We start from the raw sequence: 25,863 nt of genomic DNA on the forward strand, positions 1-25,863 counted from the left end.
AGAGAAGCTGGCGGCCTAAACCATAAACGGTGTCCAGAATTACTTGACCAGTTCAACTGGGCTCGCATGTGAGTGTACGCTCGTACATGAGCACAACTCGCTTCGCTCGCTCCTCCGGGGCCGCCCTAAAGCGCGTTAGCCGCAAGCGGCTTTCCGACTGGGCTGGCAATCCAGTCCGTCTTCTACGCCGCAGCGGCCTCGTAAGTTCGTTCTCAGTGCAGGATCTGCCCGAGGAACAGCTTGGTGCGCTCGTTCTGCGGATTGTCGAAGAAGGCATTGGGCTCGGCCTGTTCGACGATCTCGCCCTTGTCCATGAAGATCACCCGATCCGCCACGGTACGGGCGAAGCCCATTTCGTGGGTCACGCAGAGCATGGTCATGCCGTCCTGAGCCAGGCCGATCATGGTGTCGAGTACTTCCTTGACCATTTCCGGGTCGAGCGCCGAGGTCGGCTCATCGAACAGCATGATCTTCGGCTTCATGCACAGGGCACGGGCAATGGCCACACGCTGCTGCTGACCACCGGACAGTTGCCCCGGGAACTTGTGGGCCTGTTCCGGAATGCGCACGCGCTCGAGGAAGTGCATGGCGATTTCCTCCGCCTTGCGCTTGGGCATCTTGCGAACCCACATCGGCGCCAGCGTGCAGTTCTGCAGCACGGTGAGGTGCGGGAACAGGTTGAAGTGCTGGAACACCATGCCCACTTCGCGGCGCACGGTTTCGATGTCCTTGAGGTCACGGGTCAGTTCGGTGCCATCGACCACGATGCGACCGGCCTGGTGTTCTTCCAGACGGTTGATGCAGCGGATGGTGGTGGACTTGCCCGAACCCGACGGCCCGCACAGCACGATACGCTCGCCCTGACGCACGTCGAGGTTGATGTCCTTGAGTACGTGGAACTGGCCGTACCACTTGTTCACGCCCTGCAGCTGAATGATCGGCTCGGCGCTGGGTTGCTTGTTTGCTTCGCTCATCTAAGTGACTCCTAACGCTTGTGGCCGGTATCGAGCTTCCGCTCCAGATGGAGGGAGTAGCGGGACATGCCGAAACAGAAAATCCAGAAAATCAGGGCAGCGAACACATAGCCCTCGGTCGCCATGCCCAGCCACGCCGGGTCGGCAGCCGCCTGCTTGACGCTGTTGAGCAGGTCGAACAGGCCGATGATGATCACCAGACTGGTGTCCTTGAACAGGGCGATGAAGGTGTTGACGATGCCCGGAATCACCAGCTTGAGCGCTTGCGGCAGGATCACCAGACCCATCATCCGCCAGTAGCCCAGGCCCATGGCGCCGGCCGCTTCGTATTGCCCCTTGGGAATCGCCTGCAGACCACCACGTACCACTTCGGCGATGTAGGCCGACTGGAACAGGATGACCCCGATCAGCGCCCGCATCAGCTTGTCGAAGCTCATGCCCTCGGGCAGGAACAGCGGCAGCATCACCGAGGACATGAACAGCACGGTGATCAGTGGAACGCCACGCCAGAACTCGATGAACGTCACGCAGACCACGCGCACCGCCGGCATGTTGGAGCGGCGCCCCAAAGCCAGCAGAATGCCCAGCGGCAATGCACCGGCGATACCTACCGCGGCGATCACCAGAGTCAGCATCAGGCCGCCCCAACGGCTGGTCGGCACGGTTTCCAGGCCGAACACACCGCCATGCAGCAGGCACCAGGCAACCACCGGGTAGATCACCAGGAAGCCGATGCCATAGAAGGCCTTGCGCGGGAAGCGGGAAATGAACAGCGGTGCCGCACCGACGATCGCCAGAACCGCGGTCAGGTCCACGCGCCAGCGCAGTTCACTGGGGTAGAAGCCATACATGAACTGGCTGAAACGCGCCTGGATGAACACCCAGCAGGCGCCTTCCTTGGTGCAGTCGGCGCGGGTGGTGCCCACCCAGTTGGCGTCGATGAACGCCCACTTGAGCAGCGGCGGCACCATCAGCCAAACGAGGTAGATGGCGAAGAAGGTCAGCGCCGTATTGAGCCAGCTGGAGAACAGATTGCTGCGCATCCAGGCGACCACACCAACACTGGAGCTGGGTGGCGGCTGATCCGGTTTGAAAATATGGGTTGTGCTCATTGCGCTAGGTCCTCACCGCTCGATCAGCGCGATGCGCTTGTTGTACCAGTTCATCAGCAGGGAAATGCTGATACTGATCGCCAGGTACACGCTCATGGTGATGGCAATCACCTCGATGGCCTGGCCCGTCTGGTTGAGTACCGTACCGGCGAACAGCGACACCATGTCCGGGTAACCGATACCGGCGGCCAGAGAGGAGTTCTTCGCCAGGTTCAGGTATTGGCTGGTCAGCGGCGGAATGATGACCCGCATGGCCTGGGGAATGATCACCTTGCGCAGGGTCGGGCCCGGGCGCAGCCCCAGCGAGCGAGCGGCTTCGGTCTGCCCGTGGCTGACCGAGTTGATCCCGGAGCGCACGTTCTCGGCGATGAAGGCCGCGGTGTAGACGGTCAACGCGATGGTCAGCGCCAGCAGTTCCGGGATCATCACCCAGCCGCCGACGAAGTTGAAGCCCTTGAGCTCCGGTACCGACCAGTGCAGCGGGCTACCGAACACCAGCGCGAACAGCGTGGGAATGACGATCGCCAGCCCCAGGCCAGCCCAGAACTTGTGGAATGGCACGCCGGTGGCTTCGAAGCGCTTGTTGGCCCAGCGGGTCATCAGCACGATGGCGACCAGGGTCACCACCAGGCCGGCCACGAACGGCCAGAAAGCCCCCGTCGCCTCGGCAGCCGGCATGTTCAGGCCGCGGTTGCTGAGGAAGAAGCTTTCGCCGATGCTGATGCTGGCACGCGGTCCCGGCAGCGGCAGCAGCACGGCGAAGTACCAGAAGAGAATCTGCAGCAACGGCGGAATGTTGCGGAACACCTCGATGTAGACGGTCGCCAGCTTGCTGATCATCCAGTTCGGCGACAGTCGCGCGATACCGATGAGGAAGCCGAGGAAGGTAGCCAGCACGATACCGATGAAGGACACCAGCAGCGTGTTGAGCAGGCCGATGACGAAGACGCGGGCATAGCTGTCCGCTTCGGTATAGCTGATCAGGTGTTGGGCGATGCCGAAACCGGCACTGCGCTCGAGAAAGTCGAAGCCGGACGTGATGCCCCGGTGTTGCAGGTTGGTCTGTGTGTTGCTGAACAGGAACCACCCCATTGCGACCACGGCCACAACGGTAATGATCTGGAATAGCCAGGCGCGCACACGTGGATCGCTGAGGGAGAACCCCTGCGGTGCGCCGATGTTTTTCTGCATGGGAATGCCCCAGGTATAACGGAACGAAAATCGCCCGGCAGCCGGCTGCCGGGCGACAGGTCAATCAACGCACTGGAGGAGCGTAGTGCAGACCGCCTTTGTTCCACAGAGCGTTCAGACCACGCTCGATTTTCAGCTCGCTGCCCTTGCCGATGTTACGGTCGAAGACTTCGCCGTAGTTACCGACCTGCTTGACGATCTGGACGACCCAGTCCTTCGGCAGTTTCAGATCCTTGCCATACTCACCGTCGGCACCCAGCATACGGGCTACGTCAGGGTTCTTGGTTTCCTTGGCCAGGGCTTCGACGTTCTTGGAGTCGACACCCAGCTCTTCGGAGTTGAGCATGGCGAACAGGGTCCACTTGACGATAGCCATCCAGTCTTCGTCGCCACGACGAACCAGCGGGCCCAGCGGCTCCTTGGAGATCACTTCCGGCAGTACTACCCAGTCATCCGGCGCGCCCAGCTTGATGCGCTGTGCGTACAGCTGCGACTGGTCGGAGGTCAGTACGTCGCAACGACCAGCTTCCAGGGACTTGGCGCTTTCGTCGGAGGTGTCGAAGGTGATGGGGGTGTACTTCAGGCCGTTCGAGCGGAAGTAGTCGGAGACGTTCAGCTCGGTGGTGGTGCCTGCCTGGATACAGATGGTCGCGCCATCCAGTTCCTTGGCACTGGCAACGCCCAGCTTCTTGTTAACCAGGAAGCCGATACCGTCGTAGTAGGTCACGCCGGTGAATACCAGACCCATGCCGCCGTCGCGGGAGCTGGTCCAGGTGGTGTTGCGCGAGAGCACATCGACTTCACCGGACTGGATCGCGGTGAAACGCTCCTTGGCGGTCAGCGGGCTGTACTTGACCTTGGTCGCGTCACCGAACACCGCTGCGGCCACACCGCGGCAGATGTCGACGTCGATACCCTGATAGTTGCCCTTCTCATCCGGTACCGAGAAGCCAGGCAGGCCATCGCTGACGCCGCACTGTACGAAACCTTTCTTCTTGACTGCATCCAGGGTAGCACCGGCATGAGCCATGCCTGCTGCACCCAGAACGGCGGCGGCGGTCAACATCGCCAGGGTGGTTTTAACCATCTTCATTGAACATTCTCCGGTTGCTTTTGTTGTGTTGGAGTCTCAGTCGGATCGCCGTACCCTTTTGGGGCATGTCGTCACTGTAGGCAGCGACAGTGTAGACCGGTGACCAGACCTCGGTGCGAATGCCGTGACCTATTCGAAAAGTAGGTCATCGACGCTTGCACCAGCCCATTGGTGAACGGGCCCGAGACGGAACGCGAATTTGCACATCGACAGGCATGCAGCGCCCGGCGAACCTTTTGGAAACCCCATCAAATCGGCTTTCCCGTCTGCTCCGCGGCTCGGAGCGGTGTTACCACGCCAGGCCGACGACATCAGTCTCAGGCTCTATAGCAAAGGCCATACCACACGGTGATTTTGCCCGCGAGATAGGCGGGTCAAGGGGGCAAACTTGTAATCTTGCGACATCTTGTTCACGGATCAGTACAGTGACGAAAAACAGTTACGCACCAAAATAACGCACAGGCCCCATATTGGAGCAACACATGGATACCACATTGCTACTGCAGCCCCCACTTCCCGCCGATTCATGCGTCATCTGGCTGCACGGTCTGGGTGCAGATCGCTTCGATTTTCAACCGGTCGCCCAGGCGCTGCAGCAATCGCTGCGCAGCACCCGTTTCGTACTGCCCCAGGCGCCCACTCGCGCAGTCACCGTCAACGGCGGCTACGAGATGCCCAGCTGGTACGACATTCTCGCCATGAGCCCGGCCAGGGCGATCGATCGGGAGCAGCTCGAACAGTCGGCCCAGCAGGTGATCGACCTGATCGAGGCGCAGCGCAACGAAGGGATCGACCCGGCCCGCATCTTTCTCGCCGGCTTTTCCCAGGGCGGCGCGGTGGTACTGCATACCGCCTTCCTGCGCTGGCAGGGCCCGCTCGGCGGGGTCCTGGCGCTGTCCACCTACGCCCCGACCTTTGCCGAGCAGGTGCAACTGAGCGACCTGCAGCGTGCGATACCGGTGTACTGCCTGCACGGCAATCAGGACGGCGTGGTGCTGCCACCCATGGGCCGCGCCGCCCACGACTGGCTGCTGCAGCATGATGTCACCGTGACATGGCAGGAGTATCCCATGGGCCACGAAGTGTTACCGGAGGAAATACGCGACGTCGGTGTTTGGCTGGCGGCCCGTCTATAACGCCGGTTTGCGCGGGGCCAGGCCTGTGACCCAGGTCACAGTCCACGCGCCGCCTGTCGTCGTCGAGGCGCAAGAGCATTGTCAGTCCTCGGGCCGACGGATACTGTCAGGGTAATGAGGCCCGTCCATTCACCATGAATGGGGTCATTGACCCAGGGAGCGTTAGCGGTGCCAATCGTTAGTCGTTTTCGAGCAAGGATGCTGATGCCATGAAGGCATCCCAATGGCAGACCGATCTACAGCAGATCCGACAACTGCGCCTGTTCAACAATGTTGCACTCGGCAGCCTGACCCGGCTGCTGGATTCCTTTCGTGCCTGCGATCTGGACACCGGCGAAGTGCTGCTCTCGCCTTTCGACCGCAACCAGTACCTCTATATAGTCGTCAACGGCAGCCTCAAGGTTTATCTGGGCTCGCTGGACAATCAGCCGGTCACCACCCTGCACTCGGGTGATTGCGCCGGCGAAATCAGCTTCATCGACAACGAGCATCCCAGCGCCTACGTGGTGGCCAACGAGCCGAGCAGCGTGCTGCGCCTGCACCGTGATGCACTGACCACGCTGTTCCAGCAATCGCCGCAGATGATGCACAACCTGCTGGAAGTGCTGTGCAGCCGCATGCGCCAGGGCAATCGGCAACTGATCGACAGCGAGCAGAACGCCAACGTCGACAAACTCACCGGGGCCTTCAACCGGCGCTGGCTGGAGCACGTGTTCGAACGCGAACGCACCCGTTGCCTGTTCAGTTGCCAGCCCCTGAGCCTGCTGATGCTCGATGTCGATCACTTCAAGGATTACAACGATCAGCACGGCCACCTGGCTGGCGACTATGCCCTGTGCCTGGTCGCCCACACCCTGCGTCGACAGCTGCGCCCCCGTGACAGCCTGGTGCGTTTCGGGGGTGAGGAATTCGTCGTGCTGCTGCCTGAGCTGAACCTGAAACAGGCAGTGGACATCGCCGAGCGTCTGCGCGAGAGCCTGGAGCAGATCGGCGCCTTCTACTCGCCGCTGGGCGCCCAGCCCGGTGTGACGATTTCCCTGGGGCTGACCCAGATGCAGCCCAAGGACAGCCTGACCAGCCTGATCGCCCGTGCCGACAAGGCCCTGTACCGGGCCAAGGACGAAGGCCGCAACCGCCTCTGTCACTGAAATGCCGTCACCGCGTGGCATGCTGTTCGGACCCATACCTTTGCGTGGATGCTCCCGATGCGTAAACGCCTGCTGATCGCTCCGATTGCCCTGATCGTCGCTGCCGGCGTGTTCTTCACGTTGCCCAGCATCCTCGACCGACGCATGAACAGCGTCGAATCACCTGCGCCCTACCCTGCCGGAGAGGCCGCCACCCGCCTGCACGACACCCTGTTCATCGCCGACCTGCACGACGACGCGCTGCTCTGGGAGCGAGACTTGCTCAAGCGCTACAGTTACGGGCACTCGGATCTGCCGCGCATGCTCGAAGGCCGCGTCGGCCTGCAGGTGTTCTCCACCGTGACCAAATCGCCACGCGGGCTGAACTACGAGAGCAACGCTGCCGATAGCGACACCATCACGCTGCTCGCCATGGCCCAGCGCTGGCCTCGGGCGACCTGGAACAGCCTGCTGAAGCGCGCCCTCTACCAGGCCGAAAAGCTGCGCGAGGCGACCGCAGGCAGCGATGGTCGCATGGTGCTGATCAGGAGCAGAGCCGACCTGGCCACCTTCCTGCAGGCCTGGAACGAGGACCCGCGTCGCGTCGCCACCCTGCTGGCCACCGAGGGCCTGCACCCGCTCGAAGGGCAGCTGGATAACCTCGACCTCCTCTACGACGCAGGTTTCCGCATGGCTGGCCTGACTCACTTCTTCGACAACGAGGTCGGCGGCTCGGCCCATGGCCTGGCGAAGGGTGGCCTGACACCGCTGGGCCGGCAGGTGATCGCCCGCCTCGAAGAGAAATCCATGCTGATCGATCTGGCTCACGCCTCGCGACCCTTGATGGATGATGTGCTGGCCATCGCCAAACGCCCGCTGCTGGTCTCCCACGGCGGCGTCGAAGGCACCTGCCCCGGTACACGCAACCTGAGCGACCGGCACCTGCGCGCCATTGCCGCCACCGGCGGGGTGATTGGCATCGGTTACTGGGACACGGCCGTGTGTGCCACCTCGGTGGCTGCCATCGTCAAGGCGATTCGCTACACCGCCGACCTGGTGGGCGTGCGCCATGTGGCCCTGGGCTCCGACTTCAACGGCACCATCCACGCCCCGTTCGACGTGACCGGGCTCGCCCAGCTGACCGAGGGCCTGCTCGGTGCCGGCTTCAGCCGCGAGGAGATCGCCGCGATCATGGGCGGCAACGTGCAGCGCCTGCTGCTCGCCAGCCTGCCGGCAGGCTGATCGCAAAGCCCGCAATGACGGTATCCGCAGGGTACTTCGCCCTGCGCGCGTCTTGCTTTACACTGGCCGTCGTTCATTCCTTAATCAACCGACGAGATGACCGTGCTCAAAGCACTCAAAAAAATATTCGGCAAAGCCGAAAATGAGCCACACAGCTCAGTCTCCCCGACCATCGAGCCCTCCCCGCCACCCGCCAGCCCAGCTCGCGAGGAACGCCCACCGAGGCCACCGAAAGCGTCGGCTCCCGTTGCCCCGAAACCCCAGAGCAAACCCGCGAAACCTCGCCGAGAGCGCGCACCCAAGCCCGTCGACACCTGGAAGCTCGAAGATTTCAAGGTCGAACCAGCCCCTGGCAAGACCCGCTTCCACGACTTCAAGCTGTCCCCGGACCTGATGCATGCCATCCATGATCTGGGCTTCCCCTACTGCACGCCGATCCAGGCGGGCGTACTGGGTTACACCCTCAAGGGCCGCGACGCCATCGGCCGCGCCCAGACCGGCACAGGCAAGACCGCCGCCTTCCTGATTTCGATCATCACCCAGCTGCAACAGACCCCGCCGCCGAAAGACCGCTACATGGGCGAGCCGCGGGCCCTGATCATCGCGCCGACCCGCGAGCTGGTGGTGCAGATCGCCAAGGATGCGGCCGAACTGACCAAGTACAGCGACCTGAACGTCATGAGCTTCGTCGGTGGCATGGACTTCGACAAACAGCTCAAGCTGCTCGAATCACGCTTCTGCGACATTCTGGTCGCCACCCCGGGCCGCCTGCTGGACTTCAACCAGCGCGGTGAAGTCCACCTGGACATGGTCGAGGTCATGGTGCTCGATGAAGCCGACCGCATGCTCGACATGGGCTTCATCCCGCAGGTCCGGCAGATCATCCGCCAGACCCCGATGAAGGGCGAACGCCAGACGCTGCTGTTTTCCGCCACCTTCACCGAAGACGTGATGAACCTGGCCAAACAGTGGACCACCGATCCGGCTATCGTCGAGATCGAACCGGAAAGCGTCGCCAGCGATACCGTCGAACAGCACGTCTACGCCGTCGCCTCGGCAGACAAGTACAAGCTGCTCTACAACCTCATCGCTCAGAACGACTGGATCCGCGTGATGGTATTCGCCAACCGCAAGGACGAAGTACGGCGCATCGAAGAGCGCCTCACCCGCGATGGCATCAGTGCCGCGCAGATGTCCGGCGACGTGCCGCAGCACAAACGCATCAAGGTGCTCGAAGGCTTCCGTGAGGGCAGCATTCGCGTGCTGGTCGCCACCGATGTGGCGGGCCGAGGCATCCACGTCGATGCCATCAGCCACGTCATCAACTTCACCCTGCCGGAAACGCCGGATGACTACGTGCACCGCATTGGTCGTACCGGTCGTGCGGGCACCAGCGGCACCTCGATCAGCTTCGCCGGCGAAGACGACGCTTACGCGCTGCCAGCCATCGAAGCGCTGATGGGCCGCAAGATCGCCTGCGAAATGCCGCCAGACGAACTGCTCAAGCCCGTACCGCGCAAACACTGACAGCAACGCTGGCCCGCCATTCGGCAGCCAGCCCGCCAGGGTGGCCCAGCGCCCTGGCCCACCGACCAGAGCGTGACGCACGCCAATGGCCGACAGGGCGCCACGCCTTACAGGGACTCGTTCATGACACTCAAGATCGACAGCAGCGACCTGAAGCGTGCCGTCCAGGCCGGCGTCCTGCAGCCGGGTCAGGATCAGGCCCTGGTGGACTTTCTCCAGCACGATCCACACAGCCGCCCCAGCTTTCAGCTCTCCCATGTGGCCTACTACTTCGGTGCGCTGCTGATCATCGGGGCCATGGGCTGGCTGATGACCGAAGCCTGGATGAGCATCGGCGACACTGCGCTACTGCTGATCAGCGCTGCCTATCTGCTGCTGTTCTTCCTCGGTGGCCGCAGCCTGTGGCAACGCGGCCAGCCGATTCCGGGCGGCCTGCTGGCGGCGGTGGCGGTGAGCCTCGTGCCGCTGGTGGTGTTCGCCGCCCAGCGTGTATTCGGCCTGTGGCCCATGGGGGACACGCAAACCGACTACGCCGACTACTACCGCTACGTGCAAGGCGGTTGGCTGCTCATGGAAGTCGCCACCATCGTTGTCGGCCTGCTGGTGCTGCGCGTGATGCCCTTCCCGTTCATCGTCATGCCGATCGCCGTGGCCCTCTGGTTCATGTCGATGGATCTCAGCGAACTTTTTCATGACGAGTACATCACCTGGGAACAACGCCGTGACGTTTCGCTCTGGTTCGGCCTGCTGGTGCTGCTCGTCAGCCTGCTGGTCGACGGGCGCAGCAAACAGGATTTCGCCTTCTGGGGTTACCTGGCGGGCCTCACCGCGTTCTGGTGCGGCCTGAGCCTGCAGGACAGCGGCAGCGAGTTCGGCAAGCTGCTCTACTGCCTGATCAATCTGGGCCTGATCGGCCTCGCCGTGCTGCTGCGCCGCCCGCTGTTCATGGTCTTCGGCGCGCTGGGCGTGGCGGGTTACCTCGGCTACCTGGCCCATGACGTGTTCGAGGACTCGCTGCTGTTCCCGGTGGTGGTCAGCCTGATCGGCCTGGGCGTCATGGGCCTCGGGCTGCTGTACCAGAAACGCCGGGACGCCATGAGCAGCGCGCTGCGTCGGCACGTGCCAGCCAGCTGGCAGACGCTTCTGCCAGCGTTGCGTCGCTGATCTCGCAAAGCCGCCTTGCGCCGCCGCTCAGCCCGGGCGGTAGCGAGTCCACAGCCTGTCGAACTCACGCGCATACTCGGCGACCAGATGAGGGTCGTCGGTCACCAGCAGGTTTTCCTCGTTGCTGACACTGGCGCTGCGCGTCCAGTTGAAGCTGCCGTTGAGCAGCAGGCGCCCGTCGAACAGGGCGAACTTGTGGTGCATATGAAACGGGCTGTTGTCGATCCGCAGCGGCACGCCCTGGTCGATCAGGCGCTGGATATCGCTGCCGGCATCGAAGCGTTTCTCGTTGTCGCTGATGATCCGTACAGCCACGCCACGGCGGTGCACGGCGATCAGCTCGTCACTGAGCTGGTCATCGGAAATGGTGTAGACGCACACATCCACCGACTCCCGGGCCTGTTGGCATAGGCCGCGAATACGCTGACGGCAACTTTCCCCCGGGCTGAAATGCGCGCTGGCGTGGCCACGGGCCGGCGAGCAGCGCACCTCCAGGGTCTTGATCACCTGCTCCAGCCATTTCAGGGCCGGCATGGCGTCCTCGGGGTTGCCGACCAACTCGCGCACCAGAGAGAAGGCGCGGTTGCGCAGGTAGCGCACCTGATCAGGCGTCAGGTCGTTGCCCAGTTCACGCAGTTCATCTCGCTCATCGTTGCTGAGCGTGAGGTCCGCGAGGCTGTCACGCAGGTGTTGATCAAGGCGATCGAAATCCATTTTTAACCCTGCCGAGTTCGTTTTCGGGTGCGGCGCTTTTGCCCGCCCCGCTGCCATGAAGCGTAAAGTCCGCCGCACAATGCGCCAGCCAGGTGATATTCGAACGACACGCCCTGCTGCGGCAGCAGGCCGAAGAAGAAGCCGCCGTAGAGCACCAGAGCCAGGGCCGCCAGCAGCAGATCCGCGAAGCTGCGACGGAACCAGGCGCGCCCGAGCAGCAGCCCCCACAGCCCGAACAGCCAGCCACTGGAGCCGACATGAATGCCCGGGCGGCCGAACAGCCAGACCAGCAGACCACTGGCAACGACGATGAACAGGCTGGCACGGACGAACTCGCGGCGCGACTCCAGCAGGGCCAGCGCGCCCAATACCAGAAAGCCGCTGAGATTGCCGAACAGGTGCAACCAACTGCCGTGCAGCCAGGGCGCCAGAAGCACGCCGGGGAGCGCTTCCAGCACACGCGGAATCAGCCCCCAGCGGTTCAGGCTGTAGCCGTCCAGGCTGTTGACCAGTTGCAGCACGACCATCAGTGCGGCGATACCGAACAACAACTTCAGCCGCGGCAACAGCCAGAGCGTCACGGCGTGTCGCCGCCCTGCCCCATCATCCGGGCGATCTCACGCAGTTGCTGGGCCATGTCGCCCATACGCTTGTGGGTCCCCAGATCGATGTCGATCTTCTTGTCCATGGCATTGATCAGCGGCACCACACCGTCTTGCAGGCCATCGGCGAGGCGTTCGAGCAGCGCCTGGATGCCGGGTTGCGGCTGCGCCTGTACGGCCACCTCCACCTTCGGCTGCACTTCGCGCAAGCGTTCCAGGCCAGCCAGCAGCTCCTGCCAGGGCACGGCGGCAGGCGCGGGCGCAGCCGGCTCGCCGCGAGCCAGGCCACGGACCCCCTCGACCAGATCGTTGAGCTGCGCCACCACGCGCCCGCCGATGTCGGAGTCGCTGCCGCCCATGGCCTTGTTGCGCATGAAATCGCGCTTGATCTGCGCCCAGCGCTCGAGCTGCTCGGGCGTCTGGTTGCCACGCAGCTCGGCGAGCTTGAGCAGGTTTTCCTCGGCGCCGGTGGTCAGCAGCTGCGATTCGCCCTGGTAGTGATCGGCGATCAGTTGCAGCAGCTCGGCGTCGTTCATCACCGAGGAGATTTTCTCGGCCATCTTGTTCATGTTGCGGTAGCTGCCCTGCAGCTTGAACGAGGGCTCGGTACGGTACTCGTTGGCCTGGGCAGCACTGGCGATGTACTGCTGATTGACCTTGAGCACCACGTCGCGCACCTGCATCAGGCGCTGCAGGGTGGAGACGATTTCGTTGACCTCGGCGCCGCTGTAACCGTGGCTCAGTTCGTTGCTGGAGAACGGCTTGCCTTCGGCCTTGGCGACGAAGCGATAGACATCGGCCATATCGCGGGTGGCCAGCGGCGCCAGCACCGGATTGGACGTCAGGCCGTTCTCGATGTAGCTGAGCGCGAAAGCCTCTTCCATGCCGCCCAGGGTATCGCCCAGGTTGTAGATATCAGCCCGGTTGGCCAGCATGTCAGGGATCTTGAATACGTCGCCGGACTCGGTATAGGGGTTGCCCGACATCACCACGCAGAACTTCTTGCCGCGCATGTCGTAGGTCTTGGTGCGACCCTTCCACACACCCTCGATGCGCCGGGTACCGTCGCACAGCGAGATGAATTTCTGCAGGAATTCCGGGTGGGTGTGCTGGATGTCGTCGACGTAGAGCATCACGTTGTTGCCCATTTCCAGCGCCAGGTTGAGCTTCTCCAGCTCCTGGCGGGAGGTGGCGTCGGGTGCCTGAGCAGGGTCTATGGAACGCACTTCGTGGCCGAGGGCCGGGCCGTTGATCTTCATGAAGATCAGACCGAGGCGGTGAGCCACGTACTCCATCAGGGTGGTCTTGCCGTAGCCAGGCGGCGAGATGAGCATCAGCAGGCCCATCAGGTCGGTGCGCTTGCTTTCACCGGCGGTGCCCATCTGCTTGGCCAGGTTGTCGCCGATGACACCCAGGTACACATCGTTGATCAGCTTGTTGCGCACGAAGGAGGACAGCGGCCGTGGCTTGAACTCGCTCAGGCGCAACGCATCGCGCTCGCGATTGACCACCTCCTGACGCAGCGCCTGATAACGCTGCAGAGCCGGCAGGAACGTCTCGCGGTGGTGACGCAGACGCTGGAAGAAATCGTCCAGCGCGAACGCCAGGGTGCCCTGCTCGATGCGTGGATGATCGCCGAGCAGGCCGTCAACGCGCACCTGCAGATCCGCCTCGGTGACACGAACCGGCAGCTCGGCATCGATAAGGCCGAGGGCCACGGCCTCGGGTACATAGGCCTGGGAGGCCGCGCTCTGTTCGGCGCAATAGGCACGCAGCCAGTTCTCCGCCAGCGCCCAGCGCTGATCGGGTCGTCCGCGCAGGCGCTCCTGGGCTTGCAGGTAGCCGTCCCACATGTGTGCGGTCTGCAGGTGCTGGCGCAGGCCGTCGAGCAGATCGCGGGCGTACTTGCTGACCACGAACTCGACGCGCTCGGCAGCCAGCTCTTCGACCAGATACTCGGCAGCCTCGCGCAACGGCGCCGCCTCGAACGGCATCGGGTGGCGTGCCAGGAACCCCTGCATCGCCGCCAGCACTTCGGCACGCAACTGCACCAGGCCTTCATCACGACCGAACAGCTTGCGGATGTTGGCGCAGGTGTGGGCGCGCTCGGCCCAGTGGGCGGCGTCCATGTCTTCGCGCCAGCGGTTCCAGAAGAACAATGCGAAACCACGGGCCAGAGGCGTGTAGGTCAACAGCCCGGCGCCTTCGCGCAGCGCCAGCAACCTGAGCAGGATGGCCATGGCGTCCTGGTCGTGAATGCCCTTCTGGTAGCCTTCCTTGTAGCGCGGTGCCGCGAACTCGCGGATGCGCTTGATCAGTTCCTCGGGCTGACTCATCTGCGCCTTGAGCAGGTCGAGGCTGAGCCCCTCGGCGTTACGCACGGCGGCGTCGAGGACCAGACCGGCGAGGAACTCGCCGCGGTACAACGCGGCCGATTCCGACTCCAGCGCCACCTGCCAGTAATCGCGCAACGCCTCCAGCTCGCGGTCGTGCAGGGGTTCGAGAAAATCGGTGCCGGTCAGGTGCAGGAACAGCCCGTCGCCACGGGGCAGCAGGGTCAGGTCCAGTTCCTGGGTGTTGACGGCGAAGCGGTGGCGCGGCCCCAGCTTGATGACATCACCGCCCTCTTCGAACAGTTCGCTCTTGTCGCGCAGCGCACGCACGGCCTGGTCCCGGGCGCCCTTCAGACGCGCCTCGACATCATCGGCCTTGACGCTGTCCTTGAGTTCGCGCAGGCGTTCGGCCAGTTCACGCAGCTTGAGAATCAGCGGGTCAGCGGCGAAGAACGCATTCAGTTCTTCGGCCTGGTCGAAACGCGCGGTGCGCCGGCCCAGGCTGTCGAGGATGCGCCGGGCGGCATCGAGCAGGGCCTGAGCCTTGCGCTGACGCTCGTCGAGCAGGGTCTGCTTGTGGGCCTCGAAGGTTTCCAGCAGCTCCTCGCGCTTGGCCAGAATGTCGCCGAGAAACTGCTCGTGGTCACCGAACTGGCTCTCCAGTTCTTCAAGTTGCACCAGCAGACGCGACAGCTGCTCGTCGCAGCGCTCGGGATCCTGGGCCAGCGCCAGGGCGTTGGTGATGCTCTGGCTGAACAGCTTGAACTGGGCGCCGAACTGCGCCACGGTTTCCGTCGAGCCAAGCCCCTTGCGGCGCTGCTCGGCTCGCGCCTTGGCCTGGTTGAGCTTGGCGTACACCTCGGAAATGGCATCGACGATGCGGGTCCGCTCGGTGGCATCGTCGATCTGCAGCGAAGCCATCAGCCCGGAGAGCATGTCCAGGTTGGCGGCCATCTCGCCCAGCCCTGCCAGGGGTTCGGCCAGTTGCGCCACGGTCTCGGCTTTCTGTGCCTGGGCATCGAGTGCCTGCAGGTTGTCGTGATACGGCTGTAGCGCGGCATCACCTGCCAGGTAGCGTGAAGTGGCAGCGGCAGTCTGCTCGCGGGCTTCGAGCAGCGCCTGCTCCATGGCGTCGATACGCGCCACGTCGATGTAGCGATAATCGCGGATGGTCAGCAACTGGCCGCGCTGGGCGATGATGGCGTTGAGTGCCTCGACGTACTGCTCGACCTTGTCCCAGCTCTCCGAGCGCAGGCTCTCGAGCAGCGCCTTCTGCCGACTTTCCGCACTGGCCATGGCCGTGGCCGACTGCTGGCGAATGCTCTCGACCTTCTCGAACTCGTCGAGCACCAGCTCGCCGGTCGCCGCGATCTCGCGCAGCAACGGTGCCATGCCCGCGCACTGCGGATCGCTGAGCCAGTGATAGACGTCGAACAGCCGCCGGGTGTTCTGACACAGCAGGGTGTAGCGCGGCACCGAGACCTCGCGGCTGTCGATCTCGCGGCTGAGGTTGAACAGGTCGGAGACGCCGCGCACCAGCTCGGCATTGCCGATTCGCCCGAAGAAACCGCTGCGTGCCGGCTGACGCGCGGCGTACTCCTCGCTGCAGAATGGCGTCTGCCAGATCTGCATGGGGTGGATGCGCGTCGGTTCGTCGCCCTCGGCGGAAAAGATCACCATGCGCCCGTCTTCCAGGCGCGCGTAGCCGTGGCCGAAGATCGGGTTCTGCAGCTGCCGGGTGACCAGGTTGTAGGTCAGCAATACCGCCCGGCCTTCGCCCGGGTGGTAGAAGATGTATTGCACGTCTTCGCCATTGGGCGAACGCACCGAGCGCTTGAAGCGCATGCCGGCCATCGACTGCTCGAAGGTCTTGTGTTCACCGTTCTGCAGGTAATAACCGCCGGGGAAGATGATGCCGTGGTCTTCGGGCAGCTGCACGCAGGCCAGGCCGATGGCATCGATGCGCTCGACCTTGCGGGTCAGCCGGTTGAACACCAGATAGCGCCACTGCTCCTCGCGGTACGGCAGGATCTTCAGCAGAATCAGGCTACCCAGGGCAGCGAACTCGACCTGGGCATCGTCCAGCGACTGGGTCTTGTCCACCACCTCCTCGCGGTAGATGCCCTCGCCCTTCTCGGTGTTGTTCTCGACCTTGATCGTCAGGTCGCCACCGATGGTCTCGACGAATACCGTGTCGAGGATGTTCAAGTGCGGGAAGCGCCCGTTGACGGTCATGTCACGGGTGGTTTTCTGCCATTCGAAATCGAACGGCGCCGGCAGCGCGATATCGCGTTCGCCGCGGTTGTCGATGTAGCGCACGTCCTTGCCGTCGAGCGACAGTGACCAGCGAAACACGCGAATGTCGGTGATGCGCTCGCCGATCTGGAAGCTCGCCAGCAGCTTGCCGTCACGGATCGCCAGCTGCAGCAGCCGGGTGTTCTTGTAGTAGGTGTAGAGCTCGTTGAAGTCGTTGACGAAGCCGCTCTGCGCCAGGAAGGTGCCCTCGAGGGCGATCGACTCGGCCTCGTAGCCCTCCGGCCCTTCCACCAGCCGGTAGAGCGAGAACACGTCGGCGACCGAGGTTTCCTTCTTCAGGCCGAGGAACACGTTGTAGCCGAACAGCAGCCAGTCGCCGACCTGGACGATATCGCGGGCGATGCAGTTGTTCTCGGTACGGATGCGAACCCGACCGGTCACTTCCATCTGGCTGCTGCCGAACTCTTGCAGACGCTGCTCGTTCAGTGCCTCGGTATTTTGCCGCAGGCGCAGCCCCTGCTCCTGCAGGCGCTTGTGCAGCACCTCATAGGCACCGCCTTCGGCAACGGCTTTGTCGAGAATGTCCTGCTGGGTGTTTTCGGCTTGGGCGTCCGACATCGTGGTCTTCCTGAATCTGCGCTGTCTGCAAGCAAAAGCGCGCCTACCGCGAGAGGGCGGCGCGAAAAGCGATTTCTAGCGGTGCTCAGGCACCGATCTTCCTGGCGACTTCGGCGAGCTTGTCGCGCATCGGCTGGTCGAGTTCTTCCGGCTTGATGCGGGCGATGATCCGCGTCAGCACACGAATCTCGTTGTCATCGATCACGCCGTCGCGCTCGGCGATCGCCAGCAGCGAGCCCAGTTCGTCTGCATCCAGGCGGCCGTCGTCGGCAAAGCACTGGATCGAACGAAAGGTCATTTCCAGATGATCTCTTGGTTCTGACATGAAACATTCCTTGTAGAGTGATTGAACGCTGTATCTGCAACGTGTGGCAGGAGCAGGCTTGCCTGGTCCTGCCATCGCGAAGCGGTTGGTTGCATGGGGCGCCAGCGACGCCCCATGCATCGTGCATCACGCCTGCTCGGTATCCGGCTGCACGGGCTTGGCTTCCGGTACGCGGCCCTGCAACAGACGGGCAAGCACGTCCTGAACCACCGGGCTCTTGCCAACCACGCCCTCGATGGCCTTGCCCACCGACAGCGACTTGGCGAACGAGTTGAAGAAGTCGCCTTCGCCGCCGACGATCTCGATCTTCGCCTTGGCCAGCGCGGTGGCCAGAACCTCGGCCTGATCCTTGGCGATTTCCTTGTTCGCCGCGATGGCCGCCATGGCTTCCTCGAAGCTCTTCTCCAGCTGCATGCGGAACTCTTCGTGCTGACGGGCGTTGTCGCTGAGCGCGTCGAGGGCACCAAACTTCTTGCCCAGGCCTTCCGCTTCGGCGTTCAGACGCTCCAGCAGTACCTGCGCCTCGGCCATGCCCAGATCCTGGGTCGCCTTGGCCTTGGCCACGCCGAGCTGCTCTTCGCCTCGTGCCTGCGCGCCGAGCTTCTCTTCCAGCACCTTGGCATCGGCCAGGCCGTCCTTCTCCTTGGCTGCCGCCTGCGCTTCGGTCACACGAGCCTGGGCCAGGCCCTTCTCCTGCTCGCCCTTGGCTTCGGCAATCAGACGTTCGGCCTGCACACGAGCCTCGGCGAGACCTTCCTTCTCCTTGGCCGCAGCGGTGACTTCACGCACCCGCGCATCGGCCAGACCCGGCGCAGCGCGCTCGGCTTCGATACCCTCGGCGAGCTTCTTCTTCGCCTCGGCGCTCTTGGCAGCGGCCTCCAGCTCGGCCTGGGCGAGGTTGTTGATTTCCACCGCCTTGTGCTTGGAACGGGTTTCGTCCGCTTCGGCCTGCTTGACCTGGCGCACCAGCTCCTGCTCGGCTTCGGCCTGGGCATTGATCACGGTGACCTGCTTCATGCGCTCGGCTTCGGAAACCTCACGGACTTCCTTGATGCGCTCCTCTTCCTGAGCCACGGTCTTCTCGACCGCAACCCGCTCGCGCACCACGCTGGCGATGTTCTTGCGCTCTTCTTCCAGCGCCTTTTCCTTCTCGATGCGCTGCAGTTCGACTTCGCGCTCGCGGGCCACCACTTCCAGATCCTTGGCGCGGGTCACCTTCTCCACCTCGATGACCACCGCACGCTGGCGGTTCTGCTGCGCCACTTCCACTTCGCGCTGATGGTTCTCGGCGCGGATGTCGAGCTCCTGCTGGGTCTGGATGCGCGCCTGCTCGGCCTTCAGACGCTCTTCTTCCTTGACCTTGAGGGTTTCCGCCTGCTCACGGGCCTGGATGGTTTCGATCTCGCGTTTCTGGCGCGCTTCGGCATCGGCCTGCTGACGCTCGAGGGCCAGCGTCGCCTCGCGGGTTTCGACGTTCTTCTTCTTGATCGCCAGTTCTTCGTTGCGCTCCAGGTCATTGGTGATGACGTTCTGCGCAGCGGTCAGCTGGGTGATCTTGCGGATACCCTCGGCGTCGAGAATGTTGCTCGGGTCCAGAGAGCTCTTGGCGGTCTGCTCCAGGTAATCGATGGCCACGTCTTCGAGCACGTAACCATTGAGGTCGTTGCCGATCACCTCGACGATGCGGTCACGGAATTCCTGACGGTTCTCGAACAGCTGGACGAAGTCGAACTGCTTGCCGACGGTCTTCAGGGCTTCGGAGAACTTGGCGTTGAACAGCTCGTTCACCGCCGCACGATCGGAGGCACGCTCGACGCCGATGGCCTTGGCGACCTTGAGCACGTCTTCCTGGGTCTCGTTGACGCGCAGGTAGAACGCCACGGTGATGTCCGCGCGCATGTTGTCGCGACAGATCAGCCCGTCCTTGGCGCGGCGATCGACTTCCAGGGTGATCAGGGAGATCTTCATGAACTCCTTGAGGTGGATGACCGGGTAAACCAGCGCTCCGGTGAAGTGCACCTTGGGCGTCGACGACATGTCGTTGACGATCAGCGCCGTCCCCTGGGGAACCTTGATGTAGAAGGCCTTGAACAAGGCCAGCAGCCCAACGATCAGCAGGGCGACCAGGCCGACCCCGACCAGCACGGGAATCAACGACGGTGGAAGGTTATACATTGCGCTCAATCTCCTTTGAGGCGGATGGAACCGGCTGAAAGCTGGATCACGACCTGCCGGACTGCTGCCCGGCAGACGCTGATCAGCGCATCAGATACCCCGGAACTCTTCTTCAGTTATCACCCGGTAAGCATGCTGCGCTTCCAGGTATTCCAGTAAAACGACACGGTCGCCACGCTTGAAGCCCAGCTGTTCGTCAGCCCGAACCCGCAGAATCAGGCCGGCACCACCGTCTTCGAGCATGGCCTCGCCATGGCTGGCGGTCACCCGGCCACTGCGCACCACGGCGGTCTGACCGAGCACGCTCTTGCTGCTGGTCACTTCCAGTTTGAGGAACAGCGGGCGCAGCGGCGCGCACAGCAGGCGCGTCGGCGGCACGGCAAGAAACAACGCGGCCACTGCCACCAGCGCGCCCAGTGGGTAGCGCAGCCACTCCAGTGGCAACAGGCCAAGCCCCAAGAGGTCGACGAAGTAGCTGATGAACCAGGCGAAGAAAGACAGCAGGGTCAGCACCAGGGTGAGCGGTACGTCACGCAGCTTGAGTTTGGACAGGAGTGCCGCAGCCGGGCCTTCCAGTGCGGAGTCGGCTTCGACGTCGAGCACGTCGATCTCGATCAGGCCAAACGCGACGATGACCCAATACACCACCGCCAGACACAGCAGGAAGCTGAAGATGACGGTGGGGAAAGCCAGCGAGATCTGCAGGAAGATTTCCATGATTTCCTATCCCTGAAAAACATGGCAGAGCCCATCGGCTCCACCATTCATGACGTACCACAGCCACCTGTCGTGGCTGGCCCGATGAATCAGGGCTTGGCCTTGTCCTTGAGACGCGCCAGCACGCTGTCGGCACTGGTCTTGTCGGCGACGATACCCGCCGCACGCAGCTTGGCATCCAGCGAGTCATCCGGGTTGGACGCCTCGGCAAGCTCGGCCGCGGCTTCCATCTCGGCCGCACGCTCCGCCTGCTGCTGCTTGATGCGCTCCAGCGACTCGACCGCCGTGTGCAGCTTGGCCTGGGAACCACCGTAGCGCTGCGCCACGGCCATCTGCGCCTTCTGCACGCTTTCGGTGGCCTTGACGGTGTCCACCTGCTGCTTCAGACGTTTGATGTTGGCCTCGGCCTGGGTCACGGCCTTGCGCAATTGCGCCACGCTGGCGGCATAGCCATCAGCCTGTTCACGATCGCTGGCCAGCTCGATCTCCAGGTTGGCGATCTTGCCGGCCACTTCACCGGCCAGTGCCTCATTGCCCGCTTCCAGGGCCTTGAGCGCGTATTGCTCGTACTCGGCGACCTTGGCTGCGGATTTACCGGCACGTTCGGCGGCCAGCTTCTGCTTGGCCATGATCTCGGCCAGGGCTTCCTTGGATTTGCGCAGTTCGATATCGGCGTCGCGGATTTCCTGATCGAGAATGCGCAGCGCCTGCCCATCGACCAGCGTCTCACCCAATTCGTTGGCACCGCCACGCAGTGCCGTCAGCAATTTGCTCCAGACGTTCATCAGCGTTTCTCCTTATGCACTGGCCTTGAGGAAGTCTTCGTAGGCTTCGGTCGCCTTGATGACGTTGTCTGCCAGGGTTTCGATCTCCAGCACCACGTTGGGCAGGATCGACGAGGCACTCAACGCACCGAACATGGTGTAACAGGCCTGCCCGTCGGGCAGGGTTTCGAGGCCGACGCTGGAGAGCGGGAAAAGCTTGTGGCTACGCAGCACTTCCTCGTTGAAAGCGGCAGCATCGCGCACGTCACTGGCAGGCCAGAGCAGCGCCTCGACGATGATCTGATCACCGAATACCGCAATGAACAGCGGCAGATCACCATAGTCCTTCATGGTCACGTGCAAACTGGCATCGGCGCCCTGAATCAGCTCGACGGCAGCGCGGCCATCAGCAAACGGCTCTGCCCCTGAAAGCGCATCGAACAACGTTTGTGCAGTCCAAACCTGAGGCATGCTCACCCCCTCCTCCATTGAAGCCAGCTCCGACTGGGGCTGGCGCAGTTTCCGTTCGACCGCCGAGAGCCGTTGGGCATGCTCGGGCAGTATCCAGACTTCCTTTTTCACCAGCCCCTGTTCGCGCAGACGCTGGCGAAAGAGACGCTGATAATGAGCTGAGGATTTGTTTTCCATGAAGCGCAGACTAGAACATTACATGTGACATATCAACGAATCACATGTAATTAATTTCAGGACGTCGATCAGGCCTGGAATGATGCGAAGGAATGGATGGAGTGGGAGACATCCCGGCAATTAAACCGACTGCACGAGGAAAAATCCGCCGACCCTTTCGCAGTTGTGCAAAAGCCAGGACGCAATGACCGCGCCATCAATTGGCTAGCCTTGGCATCCGGCTGCGAACCGGTATGATTCGCCCCTTTTCGGAAAGCCGCATGCCGTCCCGCAGCCTCCTCGCCCTGCTCTGCCTCATCCTCTGCACATCGATCTTCGCCGCACCACCGCAAACCTTCAGCCAGGCCAAGAAAATCGGCTGGAAGCTCTATGAGCGTCAGTCGGTGGAGTTCTACTGCGGCTGCAGTTTCAGTGGCAACCGCGTCGACCTGAAAAGTTGCGGATACACCCCGCGCAAGAATGCCAACAGGGCCGCCCGGATCGAGTGGGAACACATCGTCCCAGCCTGGCAGATCGGCCACCAGCGCCAGTGCTGGCAAAACGGCGGCCGGCAGAACTGCAGCAAGAACGACAGCGTGTATCGCCGCGCCGAAGCCGACCTGCACAACCTGGTACCGGCGATTGGCGAGGTCAACGGAGATCGCAGCAACTACGACTTCGGCTGGCTACCCCAGGCGCCCAGCCAGTATGGCGCCTGCGCGACGGTGGTCGACTTCAAGGCCCGCAAGGTCATGCCGCGCAAGGAAGTACGCGGCATGATCGCCCGCACTTACCTGTACATGAGCGACCGCTACAAGCTCAAGCTGTCGAGACAGAATCGCCAGCTGTTCACCGCCTGGAACAAGACCTACCCGGCGCAGCAGTGGGAACGCCAGCGCAACCAGCTGATGGGGTGCGTCATGGGCTGGGCAAACCCCTACGTCGGGCAACTGGACAAGCGCTTGTGCCAGCAGGCACCGATTACTGCCGTCAATCGGCAGTAGGGCCTGGCGACGATCAGGCAAGGCGGGCCGTGGTTTGGCGGGCTAAAGCCCAACCTGCGACCTGAAAGCTACAGAACCGCTTTCCTGGGAGCACGCCATACGCTCGAATCGTGGGCATTGCCCGCTTCCACAGCAGTCAGTCGACAACCCCCTGAAAACGCGAAAGGCCGGCACCACCAGGTGACCGGCCTTTCGCCTTGCAGCGTTATCGCTTAAAGCGGCTTGCCGCGATTACCGTGGGCAGCCACGAATGCCTGCACCGTCTTCAGGTCGTTGGCCAGTACGGTACAGCGCTCGTCGCGCTCGAACAGATCGGCCAGGTGCGGCGGCAGCGCCGGCGACCGATCGACGGCAGCCTTTTCCACCGCTTCCGGAAACTTGACCGGATGCGCCGTACCGAGAACCACCATCGGCACAGCCAGGCTGCGACGGCATTCGCGAGCAGCACGCACGCCAATGGCGGTGTGCGGGTCGAGCAGTTCGCCAGTGGCGGCGTACACCTCGGCAATGGTTTCGCAGGTCTGCTCGTCGCTCACCGCAAGGGAGTCGAACAGCTTGCGGGCCTCGGTCCAGCGATCGTCCTCGACGGTGAAACCACCGGTCTGACGGAACTCGGTCATCAGTGCCGCGATCGACGAACCATTACGACCGTGCAGGTCGAACAGCAGGCGCTCGAAGTTCGACGACACCATGATGTCCATCGACGGTGACAGGGTCGGATACAGCTCACCCTTGGCGTACTGATTGCCGCTCATGAAGCGATGCAGGATGTCATTGCGGTTGGTGGCGACGATCAGTTGGCTGATCGGCAAGCCCATGTTGCGCGCCAGATAACCGGCGAAAATATCGCCGAAGTTGCCGGTCGGCACCGAGAAGGCCACCGAACGCGCCGGGCCACCGAGCTGCAGCGCCGCATGGAAGTAGTAGACGATCTGGGCCATGATCCGCGCCCAGTTGATCGAGTTGACCGCCACCAGGCGAGTGCCCTTGAGGAAACCCTGGTCGGCGAAGCTGGCCTTGACCATCTCCTGGCAGTCATCGAAGTTGCCCTCGATGGCGATATTGTGAATGTTGTCGCCCAGGATGGTGGTCATCTGCCGGCGCTGCACTTCAGACACGCGGTTGTGCGGGTGCATGATGAAGATGTCGACGTTGTCGCAGGCCTTGCAGCCCTCGATGGCCGCCGAACCGGTATCACCGGAAGTGGCGCCCATGATCACCACGCGCTCGTTGCGCTTGGCGAGCACGTAATCGAGCAGGCGACCCAGCAGTTGCAGGGCGAAATCCTTGAACGCCAGGGTCGGACCATGGAACAGCTCGAGCACCCACTCGTTGCCGTTCAACTGGCGCAGCGGCGCCACGGCGGAGTGCTCGAACACGCCGTACGTGTCCTCGAGGATCTTCTTGAAATCGGCATCCGGGATGCTGCCGGTCACGAACGGACGCATCACCCGGAACGCCAGCTCGTGATACGGCAGGCCCGCCCAGGAGGCGATCTCTTCCTGCGTGAAGCGCGGCAGGTTTTCCGGCACATAGAGGCCGCCGTCAGTGGCCAGACCGGCCAGCAGAACATCTTCGAAATTCAGGGCCGGTGCCTGGCCGCGAGTGCTGATATAGCGCATTGTCTGCAAACCTTCGGTTCGAGCGGCAAGCTTCAAGCTTCAAGCGTCGAGCAACAGCACAAGTGCCTTGCTCGCGACTTATCGCTTCTCCCCTGCTGCGGTGTTCAAGTTCAGTTCATCAAGCGAGCAGTGAACCCAGAGGCCCTCTTGCAGCTTGAAGCTTGCAGCCGTAGCTGCTTTCAGTTCAGTTGTTCGACGCGGATGCGCACGACATTGCCGACCACGTCGCTCAGCGCTTCGAGCGCTGCAATGGCGTCGTTCATGCGCTGCTCGGCAACGCGATGCGTGACCAGGATCATCGGCACCAGGCCATCCTGCTCTTCGACTTCTTTCTGCATGATCGATTCGATGTTGATGCCGCGCTCCGACAGGATGCTCGCCACCTGGGCCAGCACGCCGGGGCGATCCTTGGCCTGAATGCGCAGGTAATAGGCGCTTTCGCAGTCGGCGATCGACAGGATCGGATGGTCGGACAGCGAATCCGGCTGGAAGGCCAGGTGCGGCACGCGATTGGTCGGGTCGGTGGTCAGGGCACGCACCACATCGACCAGATCCGCCACCACCGCCGACGCGGTCGCCTCCATGCCAGCGCCAGCGCCGTAGAACAGCGTGCTGCCAGCGGCATCGCCATTGACCATCACCGCATTCATCACGCCATTGACGTTGGCGATCAGGCGGTCGGCCGGAATCAGCGTCGGGTGCACGCGCAGCTCGATACCGGCCTCGGTACGGCGTGCGACGCCCAGGTGCTTGATACGGTAGCCCAACGCTTCGGCGTAGTTGACGTCAGCAGTGGTCAGCTTGGTGATGCCTTCGGTGTAGGCCTTGTCGAACTGCAGCGGGATACCGAACGCGATGGACGCCAGAATGGTCAGCTTGTGGGCCGCGTCGATACCCTCGACGTCGAAGGTCGGATCGGCTTCGGCATAACCCAGCGCCTGTGCCTCGGCGAGCACGTCCTCGAAAGTACGGCCTTTCTCGCGCATTTCACTGAGAATGAAGTTGCCGGTACCGTTGATGATCCCCGCCAGCCAGTTGATACGGTTGGCCGCCAGGCCTTCGCGAATCGCCTTGATCACCGGGATGCCACCCGCCACCGCCGCCTCGAAGGCAACGATCACGCCCTTCTCGCGAGCGCGGGCGAAGATCTCGTTGCCGTGCACGGCGATCAGCGCCTTGTTGGCGGTCACCACATGCTTGCCGTTGTCGATGGCCTTGAGCACCAGCTCACGGGCGATGCTGTAGCCGCCAATCAGCTCCACGACGATATCGATTTCGGGGTTGCTGGCTACTGCGAACACATCGTTGGTAATGCTAATGCCGGTCGACTGGTACTGAGGCTTGGGTGTACGGGTGGCAATCTGCGCCACCTCGATGCCACGCCCGGCACGACGCGCGATTTCCTCGGCGTTGCGCTTGAGCACATTGACGGTACCGCCACCGACGGTACCCAGCCCACAGATGCCTACTTTGACCGGATTCACACTAGACTCCCCAACTGCACTGCGTAAAACGGCTGGAACACGCGCCAGCCGTGGAA

The 25,863-nt window shown here is 62.9% G+C and carries 20 protein-coding genes; 6 read left to right on the forward strand and 14 right to left on the reverse strand.

Features of this window, described 5'->3' with window-relative positions; genetic code table 11:
- Positions 1-212 precede the first annotated feature (212 nt).
- The 4 genes from QRN22_RS15120 to QRN22_RS15135 all read right to left on the reverse strand — a co-directional run bounded on the left by QRN22_RS15120 (position 213) and on the right by QRN22_RS15135 (position 4,370).
- Positions 213-974, reverse strand: coding sequence for an amino acid ABC transporter ATP-binding protein (locus QRN22_RS15120; protein ID WP_042555443.1), 762 nt, complete (start codon positions 972-974; stop codon positions 213-215).
- An 11-nt stretch (positions 975-985) separates the two neighbouring features.
- Positions 986-2,086, reverse strand: a complete 1,101-nt coding sequence (locus tag QRN22_RS15125) for an amino acid ABC transporter permease (RefSeq protein ID WP_042555442.1) — start codon at positions 2,084-2,086, stop codon at positions 986-988.
- Positions 2,087-2,098: 12 nt separating this feature from the next.
- Entirely contained in the window at positions 2,099-3,277 is a 1,179-nt protein-coding gene (locus tag QRN22_RS15130) for an amino acid ABC transporter permease (RefSeq protein WP_042555441.1), read from the reverse strand.
- A gap of 64 nt (positions 3,278-3,341) precedes the next feature.
- Positions 3,342-4,370, reverse strand: coding sequence for an amino acid ABC transporter substrate-binding protein (locus tag QRN22_RS15135; RefSeq protein WP_042555440.1), 1,029 nt, complete (start codon positions 4,368-4,370; stop codon positions 3,342-3,344).
- A 482-nt stretch (positions 4,371-4,852) separates the two neighbouring features.
- Between QRN22_RS15135 and QRN22_RS15140 the strand changes: the two genes are divergently transcribed.
- The 5 genes from QRN22_RS15140 (at position 4,853) to QRN22_RS15160 (ending at position 10,566) form a co-directional block, all read left to right on the forward strand.
- A complete protein-coding gene (locus QRN22_RS15140; protein WP_042555439.1) occupies positions 4,853-5,506 on the forward strand; it encodes an alpha/beta hydrolase in 654 nt (217 codons plus the stop codon).
- Between the two features lie 209 nt (positions 5,507-5,715).
- Positions 5,716-6,654, forward strand: coding sequence for a GGDEF domain-containing protein (locus QRN22_RS15145; protein ID WP_042555438.1), 939 nt, complete (start codon positions 5,716-5,718; stop codon positions 6,652-6,654).
- 57 nt (positions 6,655-6,711) lie between these two features.
- Positions 6,712-7,875 (forward strand): dipeptidase, encoded by a 1,164-nt coding sequence (locus QRN22_RS15150; RefSeq protein WP_042555437.1) that lies wholly within the window; start codon positions 6,712-6,714, stop codon positions 7,873-7,875.
- A 102-nt stretch (positions 7,876-7,977) separates the two neighbouring features.
- Positions 7,978-9,402 (forward strand): ATP-dependent RNA helicase RhlB, encoded by a 1,425-nt coding sequence (gene rhlB, locus QRN22_RS15155; RefSeq protein ID WP_042555448.1) that lies wholly within the window; start codon positions 7,978-7,980, stop codon positions 9,400-9,402.
- A gap of 123 nt (positions 9,403-9,525) precedes the next feature.
- Positions 9,526-10,566: a DUF2157 domain-containing protein gene (locus tag QRN22_RS15160; protein WP_042555436.1), complete on the forward strand. Its 1,041-nt coding sequence runs from the start codon at positions 9,526-9,528 to the stop codon at positions 10,564-10,566.
- A gap of 27 nt (positions 10,567-10,593) precedes the next feature.
- On the opposite strand, the gene QRN22_RS15165 is transcribed toward QRN22_RS15160, so the two are convergent.
- The 8 genes from QRN22_RS15165 to bacA form a co-directional block, all read right to left on the reverse strand.
- Entirely contained in the window at positions 10,594-11,280 is a 687-nt protein-coding gene (locus QRN22_RS15165; RefSeq protein ID WP_042555435.1) for a phospholipase D-like domain-containing protein, read from the reverse strand.
- A gap of 2 nt (positions 11,281-11,282) precedes the next feature.
- Positions 11,283-11,861: a rhomboid family intramembrane serine protease gene (locus tag QRN22_RS15170; RefSeq protein ID WP_231570204.1), complete on the reverse strand. Its 579-nt coding sequence runs from the start codon at positions 11,859-11,861 to the stop codon at positions 11,283-11,285.
- Entirely contained in the window at positions 11,858-17,089 is a 5,232-nt protein-coding gene (locus QRN22_RS15175) for a DNA repair ATPase (protein WP_042555434.1), read from the reverse strand. The genes QRN22_RS15170 and QRN22_RS15175 overlap by 4 nt, the downstream gene beginning before the upstream one ends.
- Positions 17,090-17,174: 85 nt before the next feature.
- On the reverse strand, positions 17,175-17,414 hold the full coding sequence (locus QRN22_RS15180) for a hypothetical protein (protein WP_042555433.1): 240 nt from the start codon (positions 17,412-17,414) through the stop codon (positions 17,175-17,177).
- A gap of 126 nt (positions 17,415-17,540) precedes the next feature.
- Positions 17,541-19,589, reverse strand: coding sequence for a flotillin family protein (locus QRN22_RS15185; RefSeq protein WP_042555432.1), 2,049 nt, complete (start codon positions 19,587-19,589; stop codon positions 17,541-17,543).
- Between the two features lie 90 nt (positions 19,590-19,679).
- A complete protein-coding gene (locus tag QRN22_RS15190) occupies positions 19,680-20,306 on the reverse strand; it encodes an OB-fold-containig protein (RefSeq protein WP_042555431.1) in 627 nt (208 codons plus the stop codon).
- 89 nt (positions 20,307-20,395) lie between these two features.
- A complete protein-coding gene (locus QRN22_RS15195) occupies positions 20,396-21,091 on the reverse strand; it encodes a PspA/IM30 family protein (protein ID WP_042555430.1) in 696 nt (231 codons plus the stop codon).
- A 12-nt stretch (positions 21,092-21,103) separates the two neighbouring features.
- Positions 21,104-21,718 (reverse strand): biofilm formation regulator BacA, encoded by a 615-nt coding sequence (gene bacA, locus QRN22_RS15200; RefSeq protein WP_042555429.1) that lies wholly within the window; start codon positions 21,716-21,718, stop codon positions 21,104-21,106.
- Between the two features lie 260 nt (positions 21,719-21,978).
- Between bacA and QRN22_RS15205 the strand changes: the two genes are divergently transcribed.
- Complete coding sequence (locus QRN22_RS15205; protein WP_042555428.1) at positions 21,979-22,701, forward strand: endonuclease; 723 nt, start codon at positions 21,979-21,981, stop codon at positions 22,699-22,701.
- Positions 22,702-22,913: 212 nt separating this feature from the next.
- Here QRN22_RS15205 and thrC read toward each other — a convergent pair whose 3' ends face one another.
- Positions 22,914-24,323, reverse strand: coding sequence for a threonine synthase (thrC, locus tag QRN22_RS15210; RefSeq protein WP_042555427.1), 1,410 nt, complete (start codon positions 24,321-24,323; stop codon positions 22,914-22,916).
- Between the two features lie 179 nt (positions 24,324-24,502).
- Positions 24,503-25,807: a homoserine dehydrogenase gene (locus QRN22_RS15215; protein WP_042555426.1), complete on the reverse strand. Its 1,305-nt coding sequence runs from the start codon at positions 25,805-25,807 to the stop codon at positions 24,503-24,505.
- Positions 25,808-25,863: the final 56 nt, after the last annotated feature.

Source organism: Pseudomonas sp. MEJ086 (genome assembly GCF_030209025.1).
Taxonomy (GTDB): domain Bacteria; phylum Pseudomonadota; class Gammaproteobacteria; order Pseudomonadales; family Pseudomonadaceae; genus Aquipseudomonas; species Aquipseudomonas fulva_A.